The sequence below is a fragment of the Clostridium sp. AF28-12 genome, assembly GCF_003435225.1.
In the GTDB taxonomy this organism is placed as follows: domain Bacteria; phylum Bacillota; class Clostridia; order Lachnospirales; family Lachnospiraceae; genus Pilosibacter; species Pilosibacter fragilis.
Genome location: NZ_QWGJ01000007.1, coordinates 61,948 through 84,105, shown reverse-complemented (window position 1 = coordinate 84,105; position 22,158 = coordinate 61,948). Strand labels below are relative to the sequence as shown.

Genomic DNA, 22,158 nt, shown 5'->3' with positions numbered 1-22,158 from the left:
TCACAAATCAAAATCAAACTTTTTCTTCTTTACGCCAAACTTCTTCCTCTGGATCTCCATAAACATCCCCAAAAGCTCCGGCAGATGCTTTTTCGAGATCTCCGTGATCAGCCCCGACATCTTATCCGCCGTCAGCGGATTCTTTTCCGGTGTTAAATACTGTCCCGCAATCCATTTTATGGTCTCCGGGTCCTCAAGGCTGCCGAGAAGTACTTCATAAAGATTCTCCATAAGAAACTTTTCATATTCCTTTTTCGCGCTCTCCCACAGTCCTTTCGGATACTGCAGCCGGGTCACCGCGATCTTCGATGCCATGAGAACCGATTCCTCTGCTTTTTCATACACAAACATTTTATCATACCTGTCAAATCGGAATTTTCGTCCCTCAAAACAGTAGCGATACTTCTGCCCTGCACCGTGGATATTGGATACCGTGATCCTGGCGGGCGTATTTTCCACCGCCTCGTCGTAGTATTCCGGGAAGATCACACGCGCAGTCTCTGTCTCCCCGTTCTCTTCCTCAAAAGTACTTGAAGCCAGCGATGTTCGTGCAAAGTCCGTGTCTCTCTCGTCCTGCATTCGATTTTGTCCGCTCTGTATAAACACATGTACTGTGACTCTCTCATTGATCTCCGTCACAAAATCCCTGAGTGCCGACTCTTCATCCACCCCCATATGCACAGTCAGACTCCTGATATTCCGGCAGCCCGTAAACACACCGCCGCCGACTTCCCGGAGCGTCCCGTAAAAATGGATCTCCTGAAGCTTCTCACATCCATAAAATTCATATCTTCCGATCCGGGTGAGTGTCCGCGGTAGATAGACTTTCTCCACCGTGCTCCCCGAAAATACCTTGTCTGCCAGCTCTGTCACCGGAAGTCCGCCCAGACTTTCCGGTACCACGCAGACGGCGCCTGGTGCCAAAAGCTTTGTCACACAAGCGCCCCCATTTTTCTCTTTAAATTCAAATTCAACATCCATATTCCAGTTACACTTATTATAATTGTTCAGCAGACCAGCGCAATAAGTTCACAGACCTGCCGAACAGTTATGCTTATTCTTCAATCAGTTTATTTAACTTTCTCATCGCACTGAACCGGTAATAATATACCAGGAATGCCAGCGAAGTGATACTCCAGCTTAACGGATAGCTCGTCAGCGTCGTGTACAGTCCCGGATGGACTGCGCCTGCGCCGAATACCCAGATCACACGCAGGATACATGTACCGACACAGATGATCAGCATCGGGATCAGGGCATCGCCCACACCGCGCAGAGTACACGGATATACGTTGACGCAGATATAGCAGAACCAGAACGGTACCAGGAAACAAAGGATGTTCATGCTCTCAGCCATAACATCCACATCGTTCGTAAAGAGACTGATCAGAACCGGTCCCGCCGTAAACATAAACAGACCGAGTGCCGCCGTGATGATCGTCGACATGAGAAGTCCCACGTAGGTTCCCTTCTTTAAACGTCTGATCTTGCCCGCACCGAAGTTCTGACCCGCAAAGGTCGTCACGGAGATTCCCATGGCATCCATAGTCATCCAGAAAATACCGTCGATCTTTCCGTAAACCGCCCAGGACGCGATCGTATTCGTTCCGTATCCATTGATGTTTGCCTGAATCAGGATATTGGAGATCGAGTACATCATGGACTGGAGTCCCGCCGGAAGACCGATCTTTATGATCCTCTTTAATAATACCGGCTCCACACGGAGTTCCTTCGGGATAAAACGGTAAGATTCTTTTGTCCGGATCAGCGTTATCATAACGAGTACTGCCGATAAAAGCTGGGACATGATCGTCGCAAGCGCCGCCCCGGCAACTTCCATATGAAAACAGACTACAAACAGGAGATCCAGAGCAATATTGGTCAGGCAGCTCGCCACAAGGAAATAGAGCGGTCTCTTCGAATCTCCCACAGCTCGTAGGATCGCAGCGCCCATGTTATAGACCAGATTTCCTATGATACCCAGAAAATAGATCCTGAGATATGTCACAGAATATCCAAGGATCTCTTCGGGAGCACCCATAGCCCGGATCGCAGCCGGAGTGAAGATCTCACCGATCACTAAGAGTGCCACACCGCCGGCCAGCGCCAGACAGAACGATGTGTGGACCGATTTCTGCACCTGCTGCTCTTCTTTTGCCCCATAGAACTGGGATACGACAACGGCCGCGCCGGAGGACATTCCGACGAAGAAACCAACTAACAGGTTGATCAACGTTCCTGTCGTACCCCCTACCGCGGAAAGTGCTTCTTTTCCAACGAATTTTCCAACGATCATGGCATCTGCCGTGTTGTAAAGCTGCTGGAAAAATGTCCCGAACAGGATCGGAAAGAAAAAGAGCAGAAGCTGCTGCCAGATCACACCGTCCGTGATCCCGTTGTAGCCTGCCGGATGATTCTTCTTAAGTGTCATATCTTCACCCTCTACAAAATCCGCCATGCATGGATCCCGTTTGCAGTCTTTTCTGAATGCATGGCAACTGATACTTCCGCCCTGTATCTGTCGGTTGCGGACACAGGGCGGAGATATGATTGATCAAAGGCCGGCTCTTTCGCCGCCTTTAAAGGTTCTTTTTATGATTACAGGAGATTCTTTCTGAGTTCCTCGCCGCTCTTTGCGGAAAGGTATGCCGGCGGAATGTCAAGAATGGTCTTGCATCCGCTCATTCCCTCCTGTTTCATGCGGAATGCGGCGCGGGCACAGCAAACGATCACGGAGGAAGTGAACTCCGGGTTGGAATCCAGTTTCAGACGATACTCAATCACATGTGTATTCTCCTGATTCCATCCGGTCTTTCCGTTTCTGATCACGAAACCGCCGTGCGGGAGTGTGGAGTGGTCACGCTTCATCTCTTCCTCGCTGATGAAATGAACCGTTGTGTCATAGTCGGAGAAGTAGTTCGGCATCGTTACGATCTCTTTTTCGATGCGTGCAAGATCAGCACCCTCTTCAGCAACAACATAGCACTCTCTTGTGTGTTTCTCTCTCGTTGTGAGCTCCGGAGTCTCGCCATTTCTGATTCTCTCCAGTACACTCTCAACCGGGACTGTATACTGTCTTGCGTCCTTCACGCCATCAATGCGGCGGATCGCGTCGGAATGTCCCTGGCTTACACCTTTGCCCCAGAATGTATAGTCTTTACCATCCGGGAGAATTGCATTTGCGTATACACGATTTAAGGAGAACATACCCGGATCCCAGCCTGCGGAGATCACTGCTACATTTCCTGCTGCCTTTGCCGCAGCATCAACTGCCGCAAAGTGCTCCGGAATTCTCGCGTGTGTGTCAAAGCTGTCCACTACGGTGAAATATTTCGCATACTCCGGTGTCTGCACCGGAAGATCTGTCGCACTTCCGCCGCAAAGGATCAGGACATCGATCTTATCTGTCATATGTTTCGCTTCGTCCGCATGGTAAACCTTTGCGTCTTCGGTCAGGATCCTTACATTTTTCGGATCTCTTCTTGTAAATACTGCCGCAAGCTCCATATCCGGATTCTGTTTGATGGCGCACTCAACGCCGCGTCCAAGATTTCCATAACCCATAATTCCGATTCTGATCGTCATATTGTTCTCCTCTTCTTTCTTTATTTAATGTCGCTATCTCCATTTTACCAATAGGCCGTTATAGTGTCAATTGAAATAAGTTTAACGAATTTGTCTCCTGTTTCTTCCAGATACACCTGCAAAACCTGCCACCGGAAGGTTCTTCTGGGAACACGGTAATGAAAAAAGAAACAACGGAATCCGAAATCCTTTTTCTCAAAGATCCCTGAGTCCGTTGTTTACATATTTTTTAATATATTAATGTTTTTCCCTTTTCATAAGCACAAACGCAACGCCCGCCGTGATGAACTCTGATACAGTCACCGTAAGCCAGATTCCGTCTACACCAAAGAGTGCCGGGAGAAGGAACACGAACACGCTGTTTAAGATCACTCCGCGGAGCAGTGTGATCGTTAAAGAAAACCACGGTCTCACAGTAGACTGGAAATACATTCCGCTGATGATGTTCCACTCGCTGACTAAGAAGCAGAGGAAATACAGCCGGATCGCCGGGACCGCCATTGTGAGGATCTCCGGTGTCGGGTCCAGGAACAGATAGGACAACTGTACCGGGATCAGCATGCCGATCGCAGTGAATATGAAGCCTGCGGCAAATCCGGTCCGGACTCCCAGTTTTCTCGCCTCGCCGACTCTCTTCAGGTTTCCCGCGCCAAAGTTCGCGGAGAGCAGCGGCTGTACTGCCTGAGCGATACCGTTGGAAATGGACGATGCCACAAGCGCGGTGTTTGTGATGATTCCATAGACCGTGATTCCCATCTCTCCCACGTAAGCGAGGAGCTGGCGGTTAAACAGCAGCATCACGAAGCCGTTGGAAATCTCCAGAATAAAGCTTGCGAGCCCATTTCCGAGCACCTCCGGCACCCGTCTCCACACATCGCTAAATTCCAGCTTCAAATGGTTATCTTTCGAGAAAAAATGGCTTGCGAGGATCAGCACCGTGAGTGTCGTTCCGGTGGCTGTCGCCAGCGCCGCACCTCCCATTCCCCATTTCATGATAAAAATATATACATAATCTAGGATCACATTGGTGACGCCTCCACTAATCACGCCCGCCATGGCAAGCTTCGGCGCACCGTCATTTCGGACGAATGCCTGAAGGAATGAAGACAGGGCAAACATGGGAGCCGCTGTTGTGAGCACAGTTCCGTAAGGCACGGTGTATTCATTTAAGAGCGGGGTATTTCCCATAAAAGTAATCAGAGGGTTGAAAAAGATTCTTCCCAATATCAGAAAGACTGCTGACAGAGCAAGCACCACACAGAGTGCCGCCGTAAAATAACTTCTGGCGCGTTTTTCATCGCCGCGTCCTCTGGAAAACCCAAAGAGAACGCTGCCGCCGACTCCGCACATCATTCCGATCCCGAAATATGTGTTGTAGAGCGGCAGTAAAATATTCATCGCCGCAATACCGGAACCACCGACTCCGCGTCCGATCATCATCGTGTCAGCCAGAATATAAATAGATGTCACGAGCGTCGCGCTGATGGACGGCACCAGGTAACTGAAAAATACCTGGCGGACCGGGGATTCCAGCATGTTGATCTGTTTCATAAGTGTTGCTCCTCAATATTCTTCAAAATGTATTTCGATATACCTTGTTCTTCTTTCTAACAGCAATATTTCAGCAACTCTTTTTGCAAAGCTGCTGATTTCTTAGTCTGCGATGTTAAAATTCGTCCTTGCATATCCTGCCAGCGTGTCTGCCATCTTTTTTCCATACTCTGCGGCAAAATCATCAAGGACTCTTTCAGCGATCCGTGTCCCCTCTTCCCCGAAGATTGCTTCACAGACTTCCCGGTATGCCCAGTAGGAGTGAGCGCAGTGGTACTCGAAAGATCTGAGGCCTGCCGGATTTTTTGCCATATTGGACTCCGGCGTCAAACCGGCGTTCCGGATCGTCTGTATACAATAATCATGGTCATGGAGTGTCTGGGAGACCTCATAGCGAATCTCCGGGTTGAAACCTCGGGAAATGGACGCATCCAGGTCCTTACAATAGAGAAGCCCCGCTTCCGGGAGTCCCATATTCTTAAACTGGGTATGCCACGGACAGACATGGATGTGGATCTGAAAGTCCGGGCTTAAGCTTGTCATCTCGGACTGGTTTCCGAGTCCCTGTGCTTTCACCTCTTCCGTGTTGACCCACTCACCGTACTGGCAGTATGTCTCATAAGTCAGAGGTTTTCCGTCCCGGATCGCCCGCTGTGCCATCCGACGTCCACGCTGTTCGCCGTAATATCGGGTGGCATGCAAAAATGCCGCCTCGCCGCGGTCACCGAAGATTTCCTTCAGGTAAACATAATATTTTGCCGCGATAAACGCGTGTGACAGTTCTGTAAATCCCATAATGCTTCCTCCCGTCCTTTATTCTATTCTTCTGCTTCACCATAGCGCTCTGGCTTGTATACAAAGTCCATGCTGCGGACAGACTCATTTTCCCGCATGACCAGATATCCGCATGCTTCTTATTTCATCTCTCCAAGAATATCCGACAACTGCGCAAACTGTGCAAGGCTTAGCGCCTCGCCGCGGATCGTCGGAGTGAGTCCCATCTCTGCGATCGCTGCCGCGATCTGTTCCTTTGTATACGGAAGTTCAGGCGCATTTCCGAGACCGTTCTGCAGCGTCTTTCTTCTCTGATTGAAGGACGCGCGGATGATCTTAAACATCAGGGCAGGATCCTTCACCTCCACCGGCATCTCCTTATGTCTTGTAAGCCGGATCACCGCGGATCCCACATTCGGACGCGGGATAAAGCAGTTCGGCGGCACATTCGCCACGATCTCAGGCTCTGCGTAGTACTGGACAGCCAGGGACAGAGCGCCGTAATCCTTGGACCCCGGACCTTCCTTCATGCGGTCCGCAACTTCCTTCTGGACCATGACGGTAATATTGTCGATCGGCATGCCGCTCTCAAAGAGCCCCATGATGATTGGGGTCGTGATATAGTACGGCAGGTTCGCAACAACCTTGATCGGCTTTCCGCCGTTGTATTCCTCGGCCAGTGCCTTGATATCGACTCTTAAGATATCCTCGTTGATGACGGTCACGTTGTCGTAATCCGCCAGTGTCTCCTTTAAGATGGGGATCAGGTTCCGGTCGATCTCAACAGCTACAACATGTCCGGCGTTCTCCGCAAGGTACTGGGTCATGGTTCCGATTCCCGGGCCGATCTCAAGGACGCAGTCATTCTTTGTGATCCCGGCTGCGGAGATGATCTTCTCCAGTACATGGGTATCGATCAAAAAGTTCTGACCGAACTTTTTCTGAAACATGAATTCATACTTCTGTATGATTTCTATGGTATTCTTTGGGTTTCCCAGATTCGCCATTTATTTCTCTCTTTCTATTTTGGACTGCGCTTTTGCGCAGGTGCTTTTATTTACGCGAACAACGAGCCAAAGTCCGCGCTTGCGCGAGACCTTGGCGACTGTCGCGATAACAAGGGGAAACTCGCGAAGCGTGTTTTCACTTGTTGCATGAGTTGCATCTTGTATACAAAATTTGATACTATTCCGATATCGCAGTCCGATCGGTCTGATCGTCCCGAAACTCCTATTCTGTGATCCGATACAGCGCTCTAGCGTTCTTCGCCGTCTCCCGGATGATCTCTTCCGCGGAAACGCCCTTGATCTCCGCCAGCTTTTCCACTACATACGGAAGATTTCCGGAGAAATTTCGTTTTCCCCGGTTTGGCACCGGGGCCAGATACGGACAGTCCGTTTCCAGAACGATCCGGTCGAGCGGCGCATATTCTGCCACTTCGATCAGTTTTTTCGCGTTTTTAAAGGTCAGCACTCCGCCGATCCCGATATAATATCCCATATTCAGGTATTCTCTCGCCATCTCCACTCCATAGGAGAAGCAGTGGATCACGCCGCCGGTGGCACCGTTGTGTTCCACCTTCATAATATCTAACGTGTCCTTCGCCGCGTCACGGCTGTGGATGAGCACCGGGAGTCCCGTCTTCTTTGCGACCTCAAGCTGTGCCGTAAACCAGTGTTTCTGGATCTCCCTCTCCGGCTCGTCCCAGTAGTAGTCAAGACCGATCTCACCGATCGCCACAACCTTCGGGTTTTCTGCCAGGGATTCCAGCCACTTCATATCCGCGTCCGTAAGCTCCGCCGTCTCGTTCGGATGCACACCCACCGCCGCATACATGAAGGAATGCGTCTCAGCTAACGTCAGAGTTGTTTTTGTGGATGCGATGCTCGCGCCGACATTCACAACGGTGCTGATTCCCTGTTCTTTCAGGCCCGTGAGCACTTCCTCCCGGTCCGCGTCAAATGCCTCATCGTCGTAATGGGCATGTGTGTCAAAAATATAGTCCATTCTTTCTGTCCTCAAGTCATATGTCGTTTTCTTTTTCATCCGGAGCCGGCATCTGTAAGACTTTTTGCACAATCTCATTTTCTACAGTCCCACAGCCATCTTGATTCCCCGGATCACCAGCAGATGCAACGGATAAAACAGATAGAAAATCCTTCCGCTCCCACCGCCCTTTTCTCCATTGTAACGGTTTATCAGAAAAATTGCAACGCAAGCCGCAGCGCCATAGAAATCCATATACATACAAAATAAAAGCACAACGCAGACAGCCGTGCGAAGCTGTGGTTCCGTGCGCAATGTATACAATATAACGATCAACAGCACGCCCATAAACCCATAATCCGTCTTCAGGTAATAGGCTGCCAGTCCGAAAGGGACCGCCGCCAGAACCCGGATATACCGCTCATATTCCAACGGAAATCTCCTCTGGCCTACCGCCTCCCTGCCGCCATCTCCTGTTTTTTCCCGGTTTCCGTATGACACTCCAGATCCGGTCCCACAGATCAGATCTCCAGCCCAGACTGCCAGAAGTCCCAGAAGTAATGTGAACACCGTATTCTGGTCCGCCGGAAAAAGCCATGTTCCCCCCGCCACAAGATCAAAGGGGATCTCCGAAATAACCGCCAACAGAAGCAGCCTCAGCGCATACCTTCTCCGGTCTCTCGTGTGCACCGCCCCCTCTGCGATCATAAACGCAAAGAGAGGAAAAGCCACACGTCCCATAAGGCGCATGGCTGTCCCACAGAGGCTCCAGGCAACGCCCGAAGCCAGTTCTGACTGTTCAATAAGCCCCACGGCAGCATGGTCAATGACCATGCTGACCAGAGCAATGTTTTTTAGCTGTTCCGCCGAAAAGCAAAAGCGCACATTCACTTAGCAGACCTCAGAACCGGACTTGATATCCTTTGCCGGTGTCATTAATGCGAGGTTGCCCTCATCATCCTCTGCACAGAGGATCATGCCTTCGGATACCATGCCTGCAAGCTTCGCCGGTTTTAAGTTCGTAACAACCATGACTTTTCTGCCGACCATATCTTCCGGTTTATACCATGCCTTGATTCCGCTTAAGATCTGTCTTGTCTCAGAACCGATCTTAACCTGGGAGCAAAGTAACTTTTTAGACTTCGGAACCTCTTCACACTTCACGATCTCACCGATCTGGAACTGAAGCTTTGCAAAATCATCATATGTGATCTCCGGCTTCTTCTCAATGTCCATGCCTGGCTTCTCTTCTTCCTTCTTCTCTTCCTGATTCTCTGCTGCGGCTGCTGCCTTCATGGCCTCTACCTTCTCCATAACGTCCTTGATATCCATACGGGCAAACAGGATCTCCGGTTTCTCTGTAACCTTATTTCCGTTCGGGTACAGACCGAAGGTATTCATGTTCTCCAGTGATCTCTTCTCTGTGTTTAACTGCGCGAGGATCTTCTCAGAGGTCTGCGGCATGAAGGAGAATAACAGGGATGCACCGATGGTGATCGCCTCTGTCAGGTTGTAGAGAACGGTTGCAAGGCGGTCTTTCTTCGCCTCGTCCTTTGCGAGTGTCCATGGAGTTGTCTCGTCGATGTACTTGTTGCTGCGGCGGAAGATATTGAAGATCTCTGTGATCGCGTCTGCAACACGGAGCTTGTTCATCTTCTCGTCTACCTTCTTGACAGTCTCAAGAACGGTTGCCTTTAACTCTTCATCGACAGGCTCTGCGGCGCCCTTGTTCTCGACAACGCCACCAAAATATTTGTTTGTCATGGAAACGGTACGGTTTACAAGATTTCCAAGGATATTTGCAAGGTCGGAGTTCATGCGTTCAACCATAAGATCCCAGGAGATCACGCCGTCGTTCTCGAACGGCATCTCATGAAGTACAAAGTAGCGGACTGCGTCTACACCAAAGAAGTCAACGAGTGTATCAGCATAGAGGACATTTCCTTTGGATTTACTCATCTTGCCGTCACCCTGTAACAGCCACGGATGTCCGAATACCTGTTTCGGAAGCGGAAGACCGAGAGCCATTAAGAAGATCGGCCAGTAAATGGTATGGAAGCGGATAATATCTTTACCGATCAGGTGAAGGTCTGCCGGCCAGTATTTCTTAAACTTCTCATCGCTGTTTCCATCACAATCATATCCGATTCCCGTGATATAGTTGGTCAGCGCGTCAAGCCATACATAGGTAACGTGCTTCGGATCAAAGCTGACCGGGATTCCCCACTTAAAGGAGGTTCTGGATACACAGAGATCCTGAAGTCCCGGAAGCAGGAAGTTGTTCATCATCTCGTTCTTTCTGGATACCGGCTGGATGAACTCCGGATGCTCGTTGATGTACTCGATGAGCTTCGGAGCGTATTTGCTCATACGGAAGAAGTATGCCTCCTCCTTTGCCGGCTGTACCGGGCGTCCGCAGTCCGGGCATTTTCCGTCAACGACCTGGGACGGAGTCCAGAAGGACTCGCACGGTGTGCAGTAAAGTCCCTCATAATGTCCTTTATAGATATCGCCCTGATCATATAATTTCTTGAAGATCTTCTGGACCTGTTTCTCATGGTAATCATCTGTGGTACGGATGAATTTATCATAGGAAGTGTTCATGAGATCCCAGATCTCCTTGATCTGACCTGCAACGTTGTCAACGAACTCCTTCGGAGTTACGCCTGCGTCTGCAGCCTTTAACTCGATCTTCTGACCGTGCTCGTCGGTTCCTGTCTGGAAGTAAACGTCATAGCCCTGTTCTCTCTTGTAGCGTGCGATCGCGTCTGCCAATACGATCTCGTAGGTGTTTCCGATATGCGGTTTGCCGGATGTATAGGCGATCGCAGTGGAAATGTAATATGGTTTCTTACAGTTTGTACACATGGATTGATTCCTCCTGTTTTTTTATCTCTTTTTACGGCTCTTCTCCTGCCGGTCGTTTTTATTGCACAATGACATAAAAAAGAATGTGCTTTGGCACGTTCAGAGCTCTCGCGCAGTCTCTTGCGACAACCTGCCTCCTCGCGCAAGTGTGCGTTTTTGTTTAACAGGACGTTCCTTCGGAGTTTCCTGTCAAATAAAAAAAGCTCGTCTTTAATTATTAAAGACGAGTCTCCCCGTGTTACCACTTTAAATTCGGCGGTGCCTCACGGTCATCACCCTCACCGGCTGTCAAAAACAGCCTGACACGCTAACGGGCGCTTCCGGCACAGGCTAACACGGTTTCCGCTTTCACCTGCACAGCTCCGGGACCATCTTCTGCCGCCTCTTTGCTCCCCTTTCTCACCAACCGGGGTCTCTGAAAGCTTCCTTTCGGCATACTCTTCCCTTCCAAGCTTTTTCCATATGATGCCTTTAGTCTATCCTGTTCGAATAAATTTGTCAAGGTATCGTTTGTTTTTCCGGCGTTTTATGTTGCAGTTCAGCCATGCATCTTCATCTAAACCATCGCATAAATGAACTCTAATATTTTTATTGATTTTTTATCCGCAAAAGACTACACTGTGGTTACCAAAAAACTTTTTCACAGATCTTTGCATCGGTATCCTGCAAATCTGCGGCGTCTCTTAACTCTGGAGGAATGAGCTTATGAATCATACATTACTTAACAATCAGGAACGCGCAAGACAGCTCCGTATCCGGGTCGAAAATATCACGATCCTGTTGCTTGCCGTCTTTTCCTTTTTCCTGTTCCTTTTAACCTTTTTCCCGTTTTCCAGGATCTCGAAGGCCATGCAGGGATCCTTTGAGATGGGGCGCATGGTACAGCGTGCCTTTTCCATTGTTCTTTTCGTTTTGTCCCTGCAGTTATGGAAGAGAAAACGGAACGCATGGATGATCGCCGTAGGGATCTTTGTCCTCAATTTTCTGCGCGGACTCATCGGAATGGGACATCCGCTGCACAACGGGATCATGATTCTCGACCTTTTCTTATTTATCCTGTTTTTCATCACGCGGAAAGATTTCTGCTGCCCGGCCGGACGCGGAAACCGCCGACAAACACTGCTTCTGGCACTTTTTGCCATCATCGGTGTCCTCATAAATGTAGGGATCACCTGGCACTATATGCGGCTCGGAACCGCGGACGGTGCTTCTGTCTCCTTTGCCGACAGCTTCACTCAGGGAATCAGTATGATCTTCGGCATGGGAAGTCTTCCCGCGTCTATGGCTGACCGCCATGGAACGGAGTTCGTCCTGTTCTGGTTCAGCTGGGGCTGTATTCTCGCCGCTATTCTCTGTGCCGTGCGCCCGTGGATTCAGAAACAGGCCCACGGATCCCAGGAAATCCAGCATGCCAGAACACTTTTAAACCTTTACAGTCAGAATCCATGCTCCTATCTCGCGCTGGAGGATGACAAATGTCTGTATTTCGGTCATTCTGTCGATGGAGTGCTTCCTTATGGAACCGTCGGAGATACCATTGTTGTAAACGGTGATCCTGTGTGCAGGGATGAAGATTTTCCGGCTCTTCTCGCGGAATTTAAGGAATTCTGCCAGAACAGCGCCCACAACATTTTTTTTCTCGGGTTGACGGACTATTATCTCAGGGAATATGAAAAACAGGGTTTTGGTCTCGTAAAGAGCGGTGAGGAGGCGCGTTTTAAACTCGCCGATTACGAGATCAGCGGCAAAAAGGGCGCGAAAATGCGAATGAACATCAACCATGCCACGAAAGCCGGTGTCACCGTCCATGAATACAAGGTCCTTGAGAAACGCGATCCGGCTCTTGACCGGGAATTCGACCGGATCACCGATGAATGGCTGGATGGCAAGAAGAGCGGTATGCTCCAGTTCACCATGGGTACCGTAGGACTTGAGGATCCGATGGATAAGCGTTATTTCTACGCATTAAATTCTGATGGAAAAATGGTTGCCTTTATCGTCTTTGTTCCATTTCTTGGAAAAAACGGCTACATGGCAGATGTGACGAGACACGGAAAAGACGCGCCCAGCGGAGTCATGGAGACGATCATATACGAGGCATTTCAGGTATTTAAGGAAGAAGGCATCGGCTACGGCAGCCTCGGTGTTGCCCCTCTGGCAGGATTAAGTGCCGAGAGCAAAAATCCGATGGAACGTCTTCTGCAGTTTATCTATGACCACTTAAATGCCTGCTATGGATTCCGGGATCTTTACCGCGCGAAAGAAAAGTACAGTCCCACCGAATGGGTTCCGTCCTATTACGCGTACCTTCCGAAATATCCGACGCCGAGCATGCTCTACGCTGCTGTCGAGATCCAGAATCCCCACGGGATCCGCGGTTACATTCTGACGTTTCTAAAAGGAGAGCTGCACAAATGGAAAAAATGATCTGCCGTCAGGGAATGGCGGATACGTCTCAGGCGTGGATCTATTATAAGGAAAGCGGGCGCGGCACTCCCATCTTAATGCTGCACGGAAACGCGGAGACGCACCTGATCTTTGATTATTACGAAGAAAAGCTGTCCATGAAATACCGTGTCATTCTCATGGACAGCCGCGCCCACGGGCGCTCACGGATCAAGCCGGAATACGCGGAATCAGAGTTCACTACCACAGATATGGCGAGGGACGCAGCAGCGCTTCTGGATATCCTTCATATCCCGTCCTGTATTCTTTTTGGATTCAGCGATGGAGCAAATATCGCCTTGGAATTCGCATCCCTGTTTCCGGAACGAACTCAGGCTGTGATTGCCATCAGCGGGAATGTCTCACCGGTCGGGCTGATTCTTCCTGTCCGGGCTTTCTGTGTGGGGAAATACTTCTGTCTGAAAGCGGCGACAAGTCTGTTCCGGGGAATCTGCAAAAAAAATCCTGCCGCTTCCTGCATCCTTTCATGTCTTTTCCGTCATCAACAGCTCGCTTCCCTGCTCTGCAATTCTCCCATGATGTCCCGGGAGCAGCTTGAAAATGTCCAGGCGCCGGTTCTCCTGATCGCCGGAACGAGAGATCTGGTGAAGGTCTCCCATTCCCGCCTTATGGCCCGGCTGATTCCCCGGGCGCAGTTAGTTTTGATCAAGGGGGCGACCCATACGTCCATGTTTGGGCGTAAAGCGTTTTATTTGAAAATCATCCATGATTTTCTGGACAAATCACAAGCATAACAATAAGCCCTTTTCTCTTTCTCAACAATAAGTCCCGGCACCTCCACCGGTCGGTCATTTTTTATCGCTGTATAGTTCTGTTTTTACCGGCAAAGCATATATTGAACCAAATGGCTGTTTCTTCCGCGCCTGGTCAGCCAATATTTTTCGGAGGTCCGAAGATCTATGGCTTTTAAAACATTCCGCCTTGCTATTGCCGCTTTAGTTTTGACCGTTTTCATTACTGCCTGCCAGAATGACCGGATCTCCCGGGCCCTTTCCCCGGAGACCGGGGAATTTTATTCCTCTGACGCTCTTTCCTCTACCCGATCCGGTCATTCCGAAGAGGAGCGAAAGCTTCAGGCAGATTTCGACGCCTTCTGCACGGAACTGTTTCGAAAAGAGATGGAGTCTTCCGGCACTCTGGATCTTCACTATACGCTTCTGCACCCGGAAAATTATGGAATTGATGCTGAAGATGCTGCTCTCGGTACATACCGTCTGTCGGAGCTCATAAAAAACAGCCGTGAGATTCATGACCTGAAGGAAAAGCTCTCCGAGTTTGATCCCCATATGCTGCCCGATGACCAGCAGATCCTCTATGACTCCCTTTTCGAGAGAATTGAGACCGGTCTGATGGCAGAAGGTTTAGAACTTTATGATCAGCCTCTCGCTCCCACCATCGGGATCCAGGCGCAGCTTCCGATCCTGCTGGCGGAGTATTCTTTTCACTCGCTTCAGGATGTGGAAGATTATCTCACTCTGCTTTCCCAGCTTGATTCCTATTATGGGGATATCCTCTACTTTGAAGAGCAGAAGGCGGCTGCCGGACTCGGACCATCTGATGCCTCGATTGAACGGATCCTGGAATCCTGTCAGAGTTATCTCATAGATCCCGTGAACAATTTTCTCACGGAAACCTTTGAGACACGGTTAAATTCTCTTTCCACAGATATTTCCCTGTCGGAACAGCAGAAAAATAATTTCCGCTCCCGCCATCTTGAGGTCATAAAGAACTCGTTTCTTCCCGCTTACCGCCATCTGATCGATGGGCTCTCCGGATTAAAGGGACGCGGTATCAATGAAGGTGGGCTCTGCGGATTCCGGAATGGCAGACGGTATTATGAATATCTTCTACGATCCGGTCCCGGCCTTTCTTATAATATAGAAGAATTAAAGGCAGCTCTGTCTGACCGGATGCAGAAAGATCTGGAAACGATTTCTTCTCTTTCGAAAAAGACAGGTCCTGATCTCTCCTTCCGCCTTACCGATCCACCTGCGATTCTGGCTGATCTGCAGACACAGATGTCCGGAGATTTCCCGGTTCTTTCCGAAGCCTCAAAAAAATATGAGATCCGGTACGTTCCCGCGCAGCTGGAATCTACGTTAAGTCCAGCGTTTTATCTTACTGCACCCCTTGACGATCCCACCCGGAATGTGATTTATATCAACAATGGTAGCACCAGCGCAAAAGACGAACTGTACCCAACACTCGCCCATGAGGGCTTTCCCGGTCATCTCTACCAGACCGTCTATTTCCGGGAACACACACACAATCCTCTGGCGGCCCTGCTCACCTGTTCCGGGGCAAATGAAGGATGGGCAACTTATGTAGAACAGTTATCCTACTTCTATGATAATGGTCTTTCTGAAGAAAACAGCGCTTATCAGGCCGCCATGCGGTCCTTTTCTCTCTGTTTTCACTCACTTTTAGATATCGGGATCAATTATGACGGCTGGTCAAAAGACCGGGCTGCCGCCTTTGTCCGCACCTGCTTTGACGCGGATGACGCGCTGGTGGAGGAACTCTGGCAGACCATGATCGACAATCCCACAAATTATCTGGAGTATGCCGGCGGATATGTGGAGATCATGGAGATGCGGGAGGAAGCAGAAAAAAAGCTGGGGAACCGATTTTCCGCGAAGGAATTCCATAAGTTTCTTCTCGATCTCGGTCCTGTGCCGTTTTCTGTGACACGGAAATACTTTACATTATGGCTCCAACAGAAATAGCCTGTAAAAAAAATAAAGTGTGTAAGTTTTTGCCTCAACTTACACACTTTATTTACACGTTCTTTTTAATCGGATGTTCTAAAACTTAAGCGAAATATCCTTTTTCTTCCAGCTTCACAAGCGTACGGTAAACCATTTCTGTTCTCGGTTTGATGGTGTCAATTCTTAGATTGGACTTTTTAAAATGACTATGATAAACTGTTACCAGTATATGTTTCGGGTTTTTATGGAGATCAAAAGGTTATGGTGAACTGTAACTATTTGCACAGGCACTTCAAAATATATAACTTGACAACACAGGAATCGCTGAAAGCGAAAGGACTAAAAAATGAAAATAGCGTTACTATCAACGTCATATCTGGAATCTTTTTATAAAAAAGAGCTGAAGGAACTTGACCTCGCAGATATTATTGATGTTTATGTGTACTATACATATGAACATGTTGTGGATCTATATCGTCAGATCTCCGAACAGTACGATGGAATTCTGGCCGGAGGAACCGCCCCGATGCGGATCATTCAGAAAGCCTACCCGAAGCACAAACCAATGCGGAACATTGAATGTGGTATCAGTAATTTCTACCGCGAAATTACCAGAGTCATTTTCGAATATCAGGATTTTACACTGCAGTATGGATACTTTGATTTCTGTGATGTTATGTGTCCGGATAATGCAAAAAGTCTGATTGAAAAAATGAGGCAGGGAAAATTTGAGGACTGGTTTGAAAAGAATCAGGAGTTTATAAATCAGGTGCCGCCCAATGAAATCTGGGATTCTCTGGAGGCAAAACGAAATAAGCACATTGAACTCTGGAAGAGCGGAACCGTTAAATACACGCTATCCAGACGAAGCCTGATCGTGCCGGACCTTTTAAAGGCAGGTGTAAATTGCCGATTTGTCAACTGTAATCAGGACGATATTTTAAAGAGCAGTGAGCTTCTGATGCATGACATCACGATTCAGAATCTGAAGAAAAACCGCCCTGCGGTGATCGATATCAAGCCTTATCCAAATACAGAAGAAAACAGGCAGAAAATCCAAAAGTGCCTGATGTCATACAGTAAAAAATATCTCTGTGACTTCCTGCAGGAAGATCAGGATGATTTTATTCAGGTGTTTACGAATCACCACTCCGTGGAGAAGCTTACCTGCGACTTTCAGACCTGCACGTTGAAAACGTATCTCGAGGAAAAATGTGATTTTCGCGTCAGTATCGGATACGGATTAGGAGAAAGTCTCCAGGATGCCGTTTCCAACAGCCTGTATGCATTAAAAGAATCCATGAATACAGTGGATTATAACAGTTATCTGATCAATGTGAAGAAAAACAAGATCGGTCTGTTTGGAGATGGAAGGCTGGTAGCCTTTTCAAGTGACGTTTCCCCTCAGATTTTGAATCTGGCCGAAGAAACAGGGTTATCTACCCTGACCATTCAGAAAATTTTAAAAGCTAAGGAAATATTAGGCGATACGGATTTTACTTCCCAGGATCTGGCTGATATTCTCCATATCACACTTCGAAGCGCCAATCGAATGTTGGATAACATGGTGCGTTATCATATGGCCGCCCTCTTATACCATCGTCAGAAAGGAACAAAGGGAAGACCACAGAAAGTATATCGGATCATCCATGAATAGCTGCACCCGGCAACCTGTTGCAAAACATATTGTAACTATTCAGTACCTTCATAGTTACACGCAAAAATCCATTCCATATCAGCTTCGCTGATGGGATTTTTGCCCTCCAGCCTATGTTTTCTTACGGTCAGCGCAGCAAGTGCGCAGACCTACTGAACAGTTACAACATATTACATAAATCAAACATAACAGGAGGACTTTTCAATGAATGAGATCATGAACAACATACTGACAAGAAGAAGCATCCGGAAATTCACTGATGCACCTGTGTCCAAAGAGATTCTGGATGATCTGGTGCAGGCTGCGCTCCATGCGCCGAGCGGATGTGGAAAACAGACCTGGAAATTTACAGTTATCACAAATAAAGCAGCGATCAGGCGGTTGGCAGACGCGATCAGGACGACCTTAGACCGCCCAGGCTACAACATGTACTGCCCAACGGCAATCATCATGCCTTCGAACCTCCGTGACAGCATCTGGGGAAAAGAGGATGATGCCTGCGCCCTTGAAAACATTTTTCTGGCTGCCCACTCCTACGGTGTCGGTTCTGTATGGATCAACCAGCTCCAGAATATCTGCGATACTCCGGCGATCCGTGACATCTTAAATGATTTTGGTATTCCGGCCGATCATGTAGTCTATGGGATGGCTGCTTTAGGCTATCCGGATCCGGATACTGAGATCCAACCGAAAGAGCGGATCGGAAAAGTTGCCTATATCGAATAAGCAAAAACTTTCCGGCGCCGCTGTTCACCGCGGCGCCAGTCTTTATACACATCCAGTTACAGACACAAAAATACCTGGTCAGAGTGAAGTAATCCATCTCTGCCAGGTATTTTTATCCGGATCTTTGTGCTGATCTACTCTACGTACCCCGCATTCCAGAAGTAGAGTCCGCTGTAATTATTTAAGCCTTTCACATGATCATTCCATGCATAATTCGCAATATAATGGCCAAAGTTGATGACCGCCAGATAATCCCAGGAATACTCCTGAACTTTCTCCCAGGCCGCCTTCGCGTCATCCATATTTGTGGAGGTATTCATGTCATTTAAAAGACTCTGCAGGGTTTCATCATCGTTCCAGCCCGCGTAATTCGGTCCAAAGTAAAGCTTTAAGGACGGAATCGGAACCTGTGAAAATGTGCAGATATATATCCAGACGAAATATTGTTCTACCACAGGTTTATCCAGCCCCATCTTCGCCCGGAGCGCCGCGATATCTTCCACCGTGGCCTCATCGCCAAGAATAGAAGCTGCCGGATCACCAGGCGTCAGGTGCACTACTGAAAAGATAACGACGGATACGATGATCAATACTGGAATAATGGAAAGTAACCGTCCTACGATGAATTTTCTCATATTGTCCTCTCCCTTCTTGCTATCCAGAAAAAACAAATAAAAAAGCACACAATGCGTCTTTTGATACACCATTGTATGCTCAACAGTTATCTTTTTGCTTTTTCTGCTCCTGTAATTGCGTTTTATTCTACTGTCCATAATTGGATTTGTCGATTAACGATTATGTATATATATTCAGACTATTTTGCCAGTTCATTTAGTTATTTTTTACAATGTGCCTGGAAATTTTGTTCAGAGTGAACCATTGACTCTCTTTTAAAGTTATTTTTGTTTTTACTTTATTTTATTAATTTCTATTTTGCATTCACTGCCACTACAAAGGTGATAGTTATTAGACTTCCCACTATCTGGGCGTGTTCGGAACCTTCACCGTTAGAGCGCGCCCATGGCGCGCATACTCAAAAAGGCAGATATCCTTTTGAAGAACATCTGCCTTTTACACATCTTATCAAGAGCTGGTAGTCTATCGTTTCTACTCCCGATTCTTTTTATTCTCTTCTTCCTTATTCTTAAACCAATTATCCAGTTTCGTGAGACCCCGGATCAAGATCTTCTTCTCATCATCATCAAATTCATCCATGATGGATGTGATCATCTCTTTGTGGAATCTTGCATGATGAACAAACGCCTTCTTGCCCTTATCTGAAAGCGAAATATATACGACCCGGCGGTCTTCCTCACCGCGTTCTCTCTCCACATAGCCTTTTTTAACCAGGCTGTTCATTGCGATCGTCAGGGTTCCCACCGTGACGGAAAGCTTTTTCGCGATCGAGGACATATTTTTCGGTGTTCCTATGCCGATGGCCTCAATCACATGCATATCGTTATTTGTTATATCCTGGAATTCCCGGGTAATGATCGCTTTCTCCTCAACATCCATGATGCTGCGGAATAATCTCACCAGGATCTCATTCAGTTCCTTATAATCGTCCAACAGCGGAATCCTCTTTCTCCCTGGGCTGTCTGATCTCTTCTGGCAGCCCGGATCTTTTGTCTTTTATAGGTTTTATTATAACCGATTCCAACTGACGGCACAACTGATTTCCAAGTGTTTCCGACCTTTTTCCGGGAAATTTCAGGACTTGCAGCCTCTTCTCTTGCTATGTCCCCACTGCTGTTCCGCCGCTGAGAACGCCTGGCTTTTTGCCTGGCATCCTTGCGGTCTTACAGTAAATCCGCCAGAAAGATACTTGCAGCTATCCCGGCCGCTGTCGCGACTAGAGCTCCCGGCAGTGTCCAACGGGTCTTTCGGATATGGGCAGACATAAAATATACACTCATGGTGTAAAATACTGTCTCCGTACACCCCATCATGATCGAGACCATATTTCCCACCAAGGAATCTGGACCGTATTCTTTAAAAATATCAAGGATCAGACCGACAGCCGCGGAACTGGATATGATCCTCACCAGGATGATCGGAATTACCGGAACCGGGATATGGCAGAGTGCGGCTGGGAATTTCAGAAGCTCTGATAATACCTCCAGAATCCCGGAAGCTCTCAATACTCCCACCGCAGTCATCAGTCCGATCAAGGTTGGAAGTACATCCGCCACTGTCCGCATTCCTTCTTTTGCACCATCCAGGAAATCGTCGAATACCGGCCGTTTTGCGAGGATTCCGGAACCAACGATATAAAATACCGTGAGCGGAACCATGAATTCTGAGAGGAAAATCAATATATCCATGTTTTTCTTCTATGCCCTGCGATTGCCGTTTCTTTAGAACTTCCCGACATTAACACATACTCTACAGAATGTCTTCTTCCCGTCCGTCCAATCCTGGAAACCGCAGCATTCTCCCTTCAATTCTCTTCCTTCTCATTGTATTCTCCGCGAAAATCCATTATACTAAGCCCATGGAGGTGTTTTTCACTATGAGTATTCTTTTTCTAGAGTATCCACCCTGTTCTACCTGTCAGAAGGCAAAGCGCTGGCTTGATGAGCATAACGTATCCTATACCAGCCGCCACATCAAGGAGAACAATCCCACTGCGGAGGAACTGACAGAATGGTATAAAAAGAGCGGACTTCCGTTAAAAAAATTCTTTAACACCAGCGGACTTATCTATAAATCCATGGGATTGAAGGATAAACTCCCGACAATGAACGAAGAAGAGCAGATTGCCTTGCTCGCAACAGACGGAATGCTTGTAAAGCGTCCGTTAGTTATCGGCGATTCCTTTGTTCTCACCGGTTTTAAGGAAAAAGACTGGCAGGAAAAGCTAGGGTAACTGACGCCCTGGCTTTTTTCCTGTCTTCACGAATAACCAGATTCCCGCTGCTAAAAAGAACAGGATCCCGATACTGACCGTTATCGTTGTGACATGGCTCTCCAGCCATTCTATGATCCGCTCCGCCAGACTGGTTCTCAAAAGATCTGGGGGATCCGTTTCTTCTTCTGCCCGACTTACGATCTCTGTCTCGGGTGCGTTTTCTGTCTCATTTTCCGTTTCTGGAAGAACTTCCTCATAAATTCCAATATACTGCTTTCCTTCCAGATCCGGTGTTCGGATCTGACCTCCATATTTTGCTTTTACATTTCGAATCAGCTTACTTCCGCCTGCAGTCGCATTTCTGAACATCACCTCCCCATCCATATAAGGTTCTCCGTCCCATTCCACCCGGTCCACCCGATAACATACCCGGGACAACCCTGCAAGTTCTAAAAGTTTTTCTCCATAATCAGCAAGATCTGCATCGCCAGGAATCTCCATATCTCCCAAATAGAACGAATCTGCCCCGTATCCAGATACCGTCACAGAAAAGGAAAAGGTATCCGACCAGCTTCTCGACGTCTCTTCCACATCTACAAGAGAAAGTTCCCGCTCAAACTCTGTGCCGGACTCCTCATCGATAAGCGGAACGTCTGCCGTCTCCGGCACCGTATCATCACCTTCCAGGTCATAGGGAATTGTCACCTGGGCATATGTTATTTCTCCGGCTTTTTTCGCATTTCTGATTCGTTTTGATACCAACCGGTATTCCTTTTCCCCCTCGCTCCTTGTCTCTTCCGGTATGAATGCCTCACCTCCATCCGTAAATATGGGGCTTTCATAGATCAAAGTCTCTTTTTCTTCTGATTTTTTTTTCCCAGATGCTGCCTCTTCCGTGAAAAGTGTTTCCTCTGCAAATGCTTTTTCTTCTTCCAACTTCGTTTCCTCCGTCTGCGATATTTTCTCCGCTGATAGTGCCTCCTCTT

19 protein-coding genes and 1 other annotated feature are annotated in these 22,158 nt (G+C 48.1%); of the genes, 6 read left to right on the top strand and 13 right to left on the bottom strand.

Annotation, left to right across the window (positions count from 1 at the left end; translation table 11 throughout):
• From DWY93_RS08065 to metG, 9 genes are all read right to left on the bottom strand, one after another.
• Positions 1–936: a leucine-rich repeat domain-containing protein gene (locus tag DWY93_RS08065; RefSeq protein WP_181968517.1), complete on the bottom strand. Its 936-nt coding sequence runs from the start codon at positions 934–936 to the stop codon at positions 1–3.
• A 118-nt stretch (positions 937–1,054) separates the two neighbouring features.
• Complete coding sequence (locus DWY93_RS08060) at positions 1,055–2,458, bottom strand: MATE family efflux transporter (protein WP_347465854.1); 1,404 nt, start codon at positions 2,456–2,458, stop codon at positions 1,055–1,057.
• A 140-nt stretch (positions 2,459–2,598) separates the two neighbouring features.
• Positions 2,599–3,585, bottom strand: coding sequence for a diaminopimelate dehydrogenase (locus DWY93_RS08055; RefSeq protein WP_117469970.1), 987 nt, complete (start codon positions 3,583–3,585; stop codon positions 2,599–2,601).
• A 237-nt stretch (positions 3,586–3,822) separates the two neighbouring features.
• On the bottom strand, positions 3,823–5,136 hold the full coding sequence (locus tag DWY93_RS08050) for an MATE family efflux transporter (RefSeq protein WP_117469969.1): 1,314 nt from the start codon (positions 5,134–5,136) through the stop codon (positions 3,823–3,825).
• Between the two features lie 102 nt (positions 5,137–5,238).
• Positions 5,239–5,931, bottom strand: a complete 693-nt coding sequence (locus DWY93_RS08045) for an L-2-amino-thiazoline-4-carboxylic acid hydrolase (protein ID WP_117469968.1) — start codon at positions 5,929–5,931, stop codon at positions 5,239–5,241.
• 119 nt (positions 5,932–6,050) lie between these two features.
• On the bottom strand, positions 6,051–6,917 hold the full coding sequence (gene rsmA / locus DWY93_RS08040) for a 16S rRNA (adenine(1518)-N(6)/adenine(1519)-N(6))-dimethyltransferase RsmA (protein ID WP_117469967.1): 867 nt from the start codon (positions 6,915–6,917) through the stop codon (positions 6,051–6,053).
• 223 nt (positions 6,918–7,140) lie between these two features.
• Positions 7,141–7,917 carry a TatD family hydrolase gene (locus DWY93_RS08035; protein WP_242990565.1) on the bottom strand — a complete coding sequence of 259 codons (777 nt, stop codon included), beginning with the start codon at positions 7,915–7,917 and terminating at the stop codon, positions 7,141–7,143.
• Between the two features lie 81 nt (positions 7,918–7,998).
• Entirely contained in the window at positions 7,999–8,787 is a 789-nt protein-coding gene (locus DWY93_RS08030; protein ID WP_117469965.1) for a TraX family protein, read from the bottom strand.
• Complete coding sequence (gene metG, locus DWY93_RS08025) at positions 8,788–10,764, bottom strand: methionine--tRNA ligase (protein WP_117469964.1); 1,977 nt, start codon at positions 10,762–10,764, stop codon at positions 8,788–8,790. It abuts the gene before it with no gap.
• Between the two features lie 216 nt (positions 10,765–10,980).
• Positions 10,981–11,223, bottom strand: a binding site (T-box leader).
• 246 nt (positions 11,224–11,469) lie between these two features.
• Here metG and DWY93_RS08020 point away from each other — a divergent pair.
• The 5 genes from DWY93_RS08020 to DWY93_RS08000 all read left to right on the top strand — a co-directional run bounded on the left by DWY93_RS08020 (position 11,470) and on the right by DWY93_RS08000 (position 18,321).
• Positions 11,470–13,191 (top strand): DUF2156 domain-containing protein, encoded by a 1,722-nt coding sequence (locus DWY93_RS08020; protein WP_117469963.1) that lies wholly within the window; start codon positions 11,470–11,472, stop codon positions 13,189–13,191.
• Complete coding sequence (locus DWY93_RS08015) at positions 13,179–13,964, top strand: alpha/beta hydrolase (RefSeq protein ID WP_117469962.1); 786 nt, start codon at positions 13,179–13,181, stop codon at positions 13,962–13,964. The genes DWY93_RS08020 and DWY93_RS08015 overlap by 13 nt, the downstream gene beginning before the upstream one ends.
• 165 nt (positions 13,965–14,129) lie before the next feature.
• Positions 14,130–15,956, top strand: coding sequence for a DUF885 domain-containing protein (locus DWY93_RS08010; protein WP_117469961.1), 1,827 nt, complete (start codon positions 14,130–14,132; stop codon positions 15,954–15,956).
• Positions 15,957–16,284: 328 nt separating this feature from the next.
• Positions 16,285–17,595: a hypothetical protein gene (locus DWY93_RS08005; RefSeq protein ID WP_117469960.1), complete on the top strand. Its 1,311-nt coding sequence runs from the start codon at positions 16,285–16,287 to the stop codon at positions 17,593–17,595.
• Positions 17,596–17,799: 204 nt separating this feature from the next.
• Positions 17,800–18,321, top strand: coding sequence for a nitroreductase (locus DWY93_RS08000; protein ID WP_117469959.1), 522 nt, complete (start codon positions 17,800–17,802; stop codon positions 18,319–18,321).
• Between the two features lie 134 nt (positions 18,322–18,455).
• Here DWY93_RS08000 and DWY93_RS17155 read toward each other — a convergent pair whose 3' ends face one another.
• From DWY93_RS17155 to DWY93_RS07985, 3 genes are all read right to left on the bottom strand, one after another.
• The gene (locus tag DWY93_RS17155; protein WP_015553957.1) at positions 18,456–18,956 is read right to left on the bottom strand and encodes a hypothetical protein; all 501 of its coding nucleotides are present in this window, start codon (positions 18,954–18,956) and stop codon (positions 18,456–18,458) included.
• A 472-nt stretch (positions 18,957–19,428) separates the two neighbouring features.
• Positions 19,429–19,890, bottom strand: coding sequence for a MarR family transcriptional regulator (locus DWY93_RS07990; RefSeq protein WP_347465850.1), 462 nt, complete (start codon positions 19,888–19,890; stop codon positions 19,429–19,431).
• Positions 19,891–20,120: 230 nt separating this feature from the next.
• Positions 20,121–20,645 carry a membrane protein gene (locus tag DWY93_RS07985; protein WP_015553956.1) on the bottom strand — a complete coding sequence of 175 codons (525 nt, stop codon included), beginning with the start codon at positions 20,643–20,645 and terminating at the stop codon, positions 20,121–20,123.
• Positions 20,646–20,833: 188 nt separating this feature from the next.
• Here DWY93_RS07985 and DWY93_RS07980 point away from each other — a divergent pair, with 188 nt between their 5' ends.
• A complete protein-coding gene (locus tag DWY93_RS07980; protein WP_117469958.1) occupies positions 20,834–21,190 on the top strand; it encodes an arsenate reductase family protein in 357 nt (118 codons plus the stop codon).
• On the opposite strand, the gene DWY93_RS07975 is transcribed toward DWY93_RS07980, so the two are convergent.
• On the bottom strand, positions 21,182–22,108 hold the full coding sequence (locus DWY93_RS07975) for a hypothetical protein (RefSeq protein ID WP_147324195.1): 927 nt from the start codon (positions 22,106–22,108) through the stop codon (positions 21,182–21,184). The genes DWY93_RS07980 and DWY93_RS07975 overlap by 9 nt on opposite strands.
• Between the last annotated feature and the right edge of the window lie 50 nt (positions 22,109–22,158).

Bases quoted from the DNA above. Each gene is read 5' to 3' on its own strand.
- DWY93_RS08050 (WP_117469969.1), bottom strand. From the start codon at position 5,136: ATGAAACAGATCAACATGCTGGAATCCCCGGTCCGCCAGGTATTTTTC.
- DWY93_RS08045 (WP_117469968.1), bottom strand. From the start codon at position 5,931: ATGGGATTTACAGAACTGTCACACGCGTTTATCGCGGCAAAATATTAT.
- DWY93_RS08000 (WP_117469959.1), top strand. From the start codon at position 17,800: ATGAATGAGATCATGAACAACATACTGACAAGAAGAAGCATCCGGAAA.
- DWY93_RS08015 (WP_117469962.1), top strand. From the start codon at position 13,179: ATGGAAAAAATGATCTGCCGTCAGGGAATGGCGGATACGTCTCAGGCG.
- DWY93_RS08035 (WP_242990565.1), bottom strand. From the start codon at position 7,917: ATGGACTATATTTTTGACACACATGCCCATTACGACGATGAGGCATTT.
- rsmA (WP_117469967.1), bottom strand. From the start codon at position 6,917: ATGGCGAATCTGGGAAACCCAAAGAATACCATAGAAATCATACAGAAG.
- metG (WP_117469964.1), bottom strand. From the start codon at position 10,764: ATGTGTACAAACTGTAAGAAACCATATTACATTTCCACTGCGATCGCC.
- DWY93_RS07980 (WP_117469958.1), top strand. From the start codon at position 20,834: ATGAGTATTCTTTTTCTAGAGTATCCACCCTGTTCTACCTGTCAGAAG.
- DWY93_RS08055 (WP_117469970.1), bottom strand. From the start codon at position 3,585: ATGACGATCAGAATCGGAATTATGGGTTATGGAAATCTTGGACGCGGC.
- DWY93_RS08060 (WP_347465854.1), bottom strand. From the start codon at position 2,458: ATGGCGGATTTTGTAGAGGGTGAAGATATGACACTTAAGAAGAATCAT.
- DWY93_RS07985 (WP_015553956.1), bottom strand. From the start codon at position 20,645: ATGGATATATTGATTTTCCTCTCAGAATTCATGGTTCCGCTCACGGTA.
- DWY93_RS08005 (WP_117469960.1), top strand. From the start codon at position 16,285: ATGAAAATAGCGTTACTATCAACGTCATATCTGGAATCTTTTTATAAA.
- DWY93_RS08010 (WP_117469961.1), top strand. From the start codon at position 14,130: ATGGCTTTTAAAACATTCCGCCTTGCTATTGCCGCTTTAGTTTTGACC.
- DWY93_RS08020 (WP_117469963.1), top strand. From the start codon at position 11,470: ATGAATCATACATTACTTAACAATCAGGAACGCGCAAGACAGCTCCGT.
- DWY93_RS17155 (WP_015553957.1), bottom strand. From the start codon at position 18,956: ATGAGAAAATTCATCGTAGGACGGTTACTTTCCATTATTCCAGTATTG.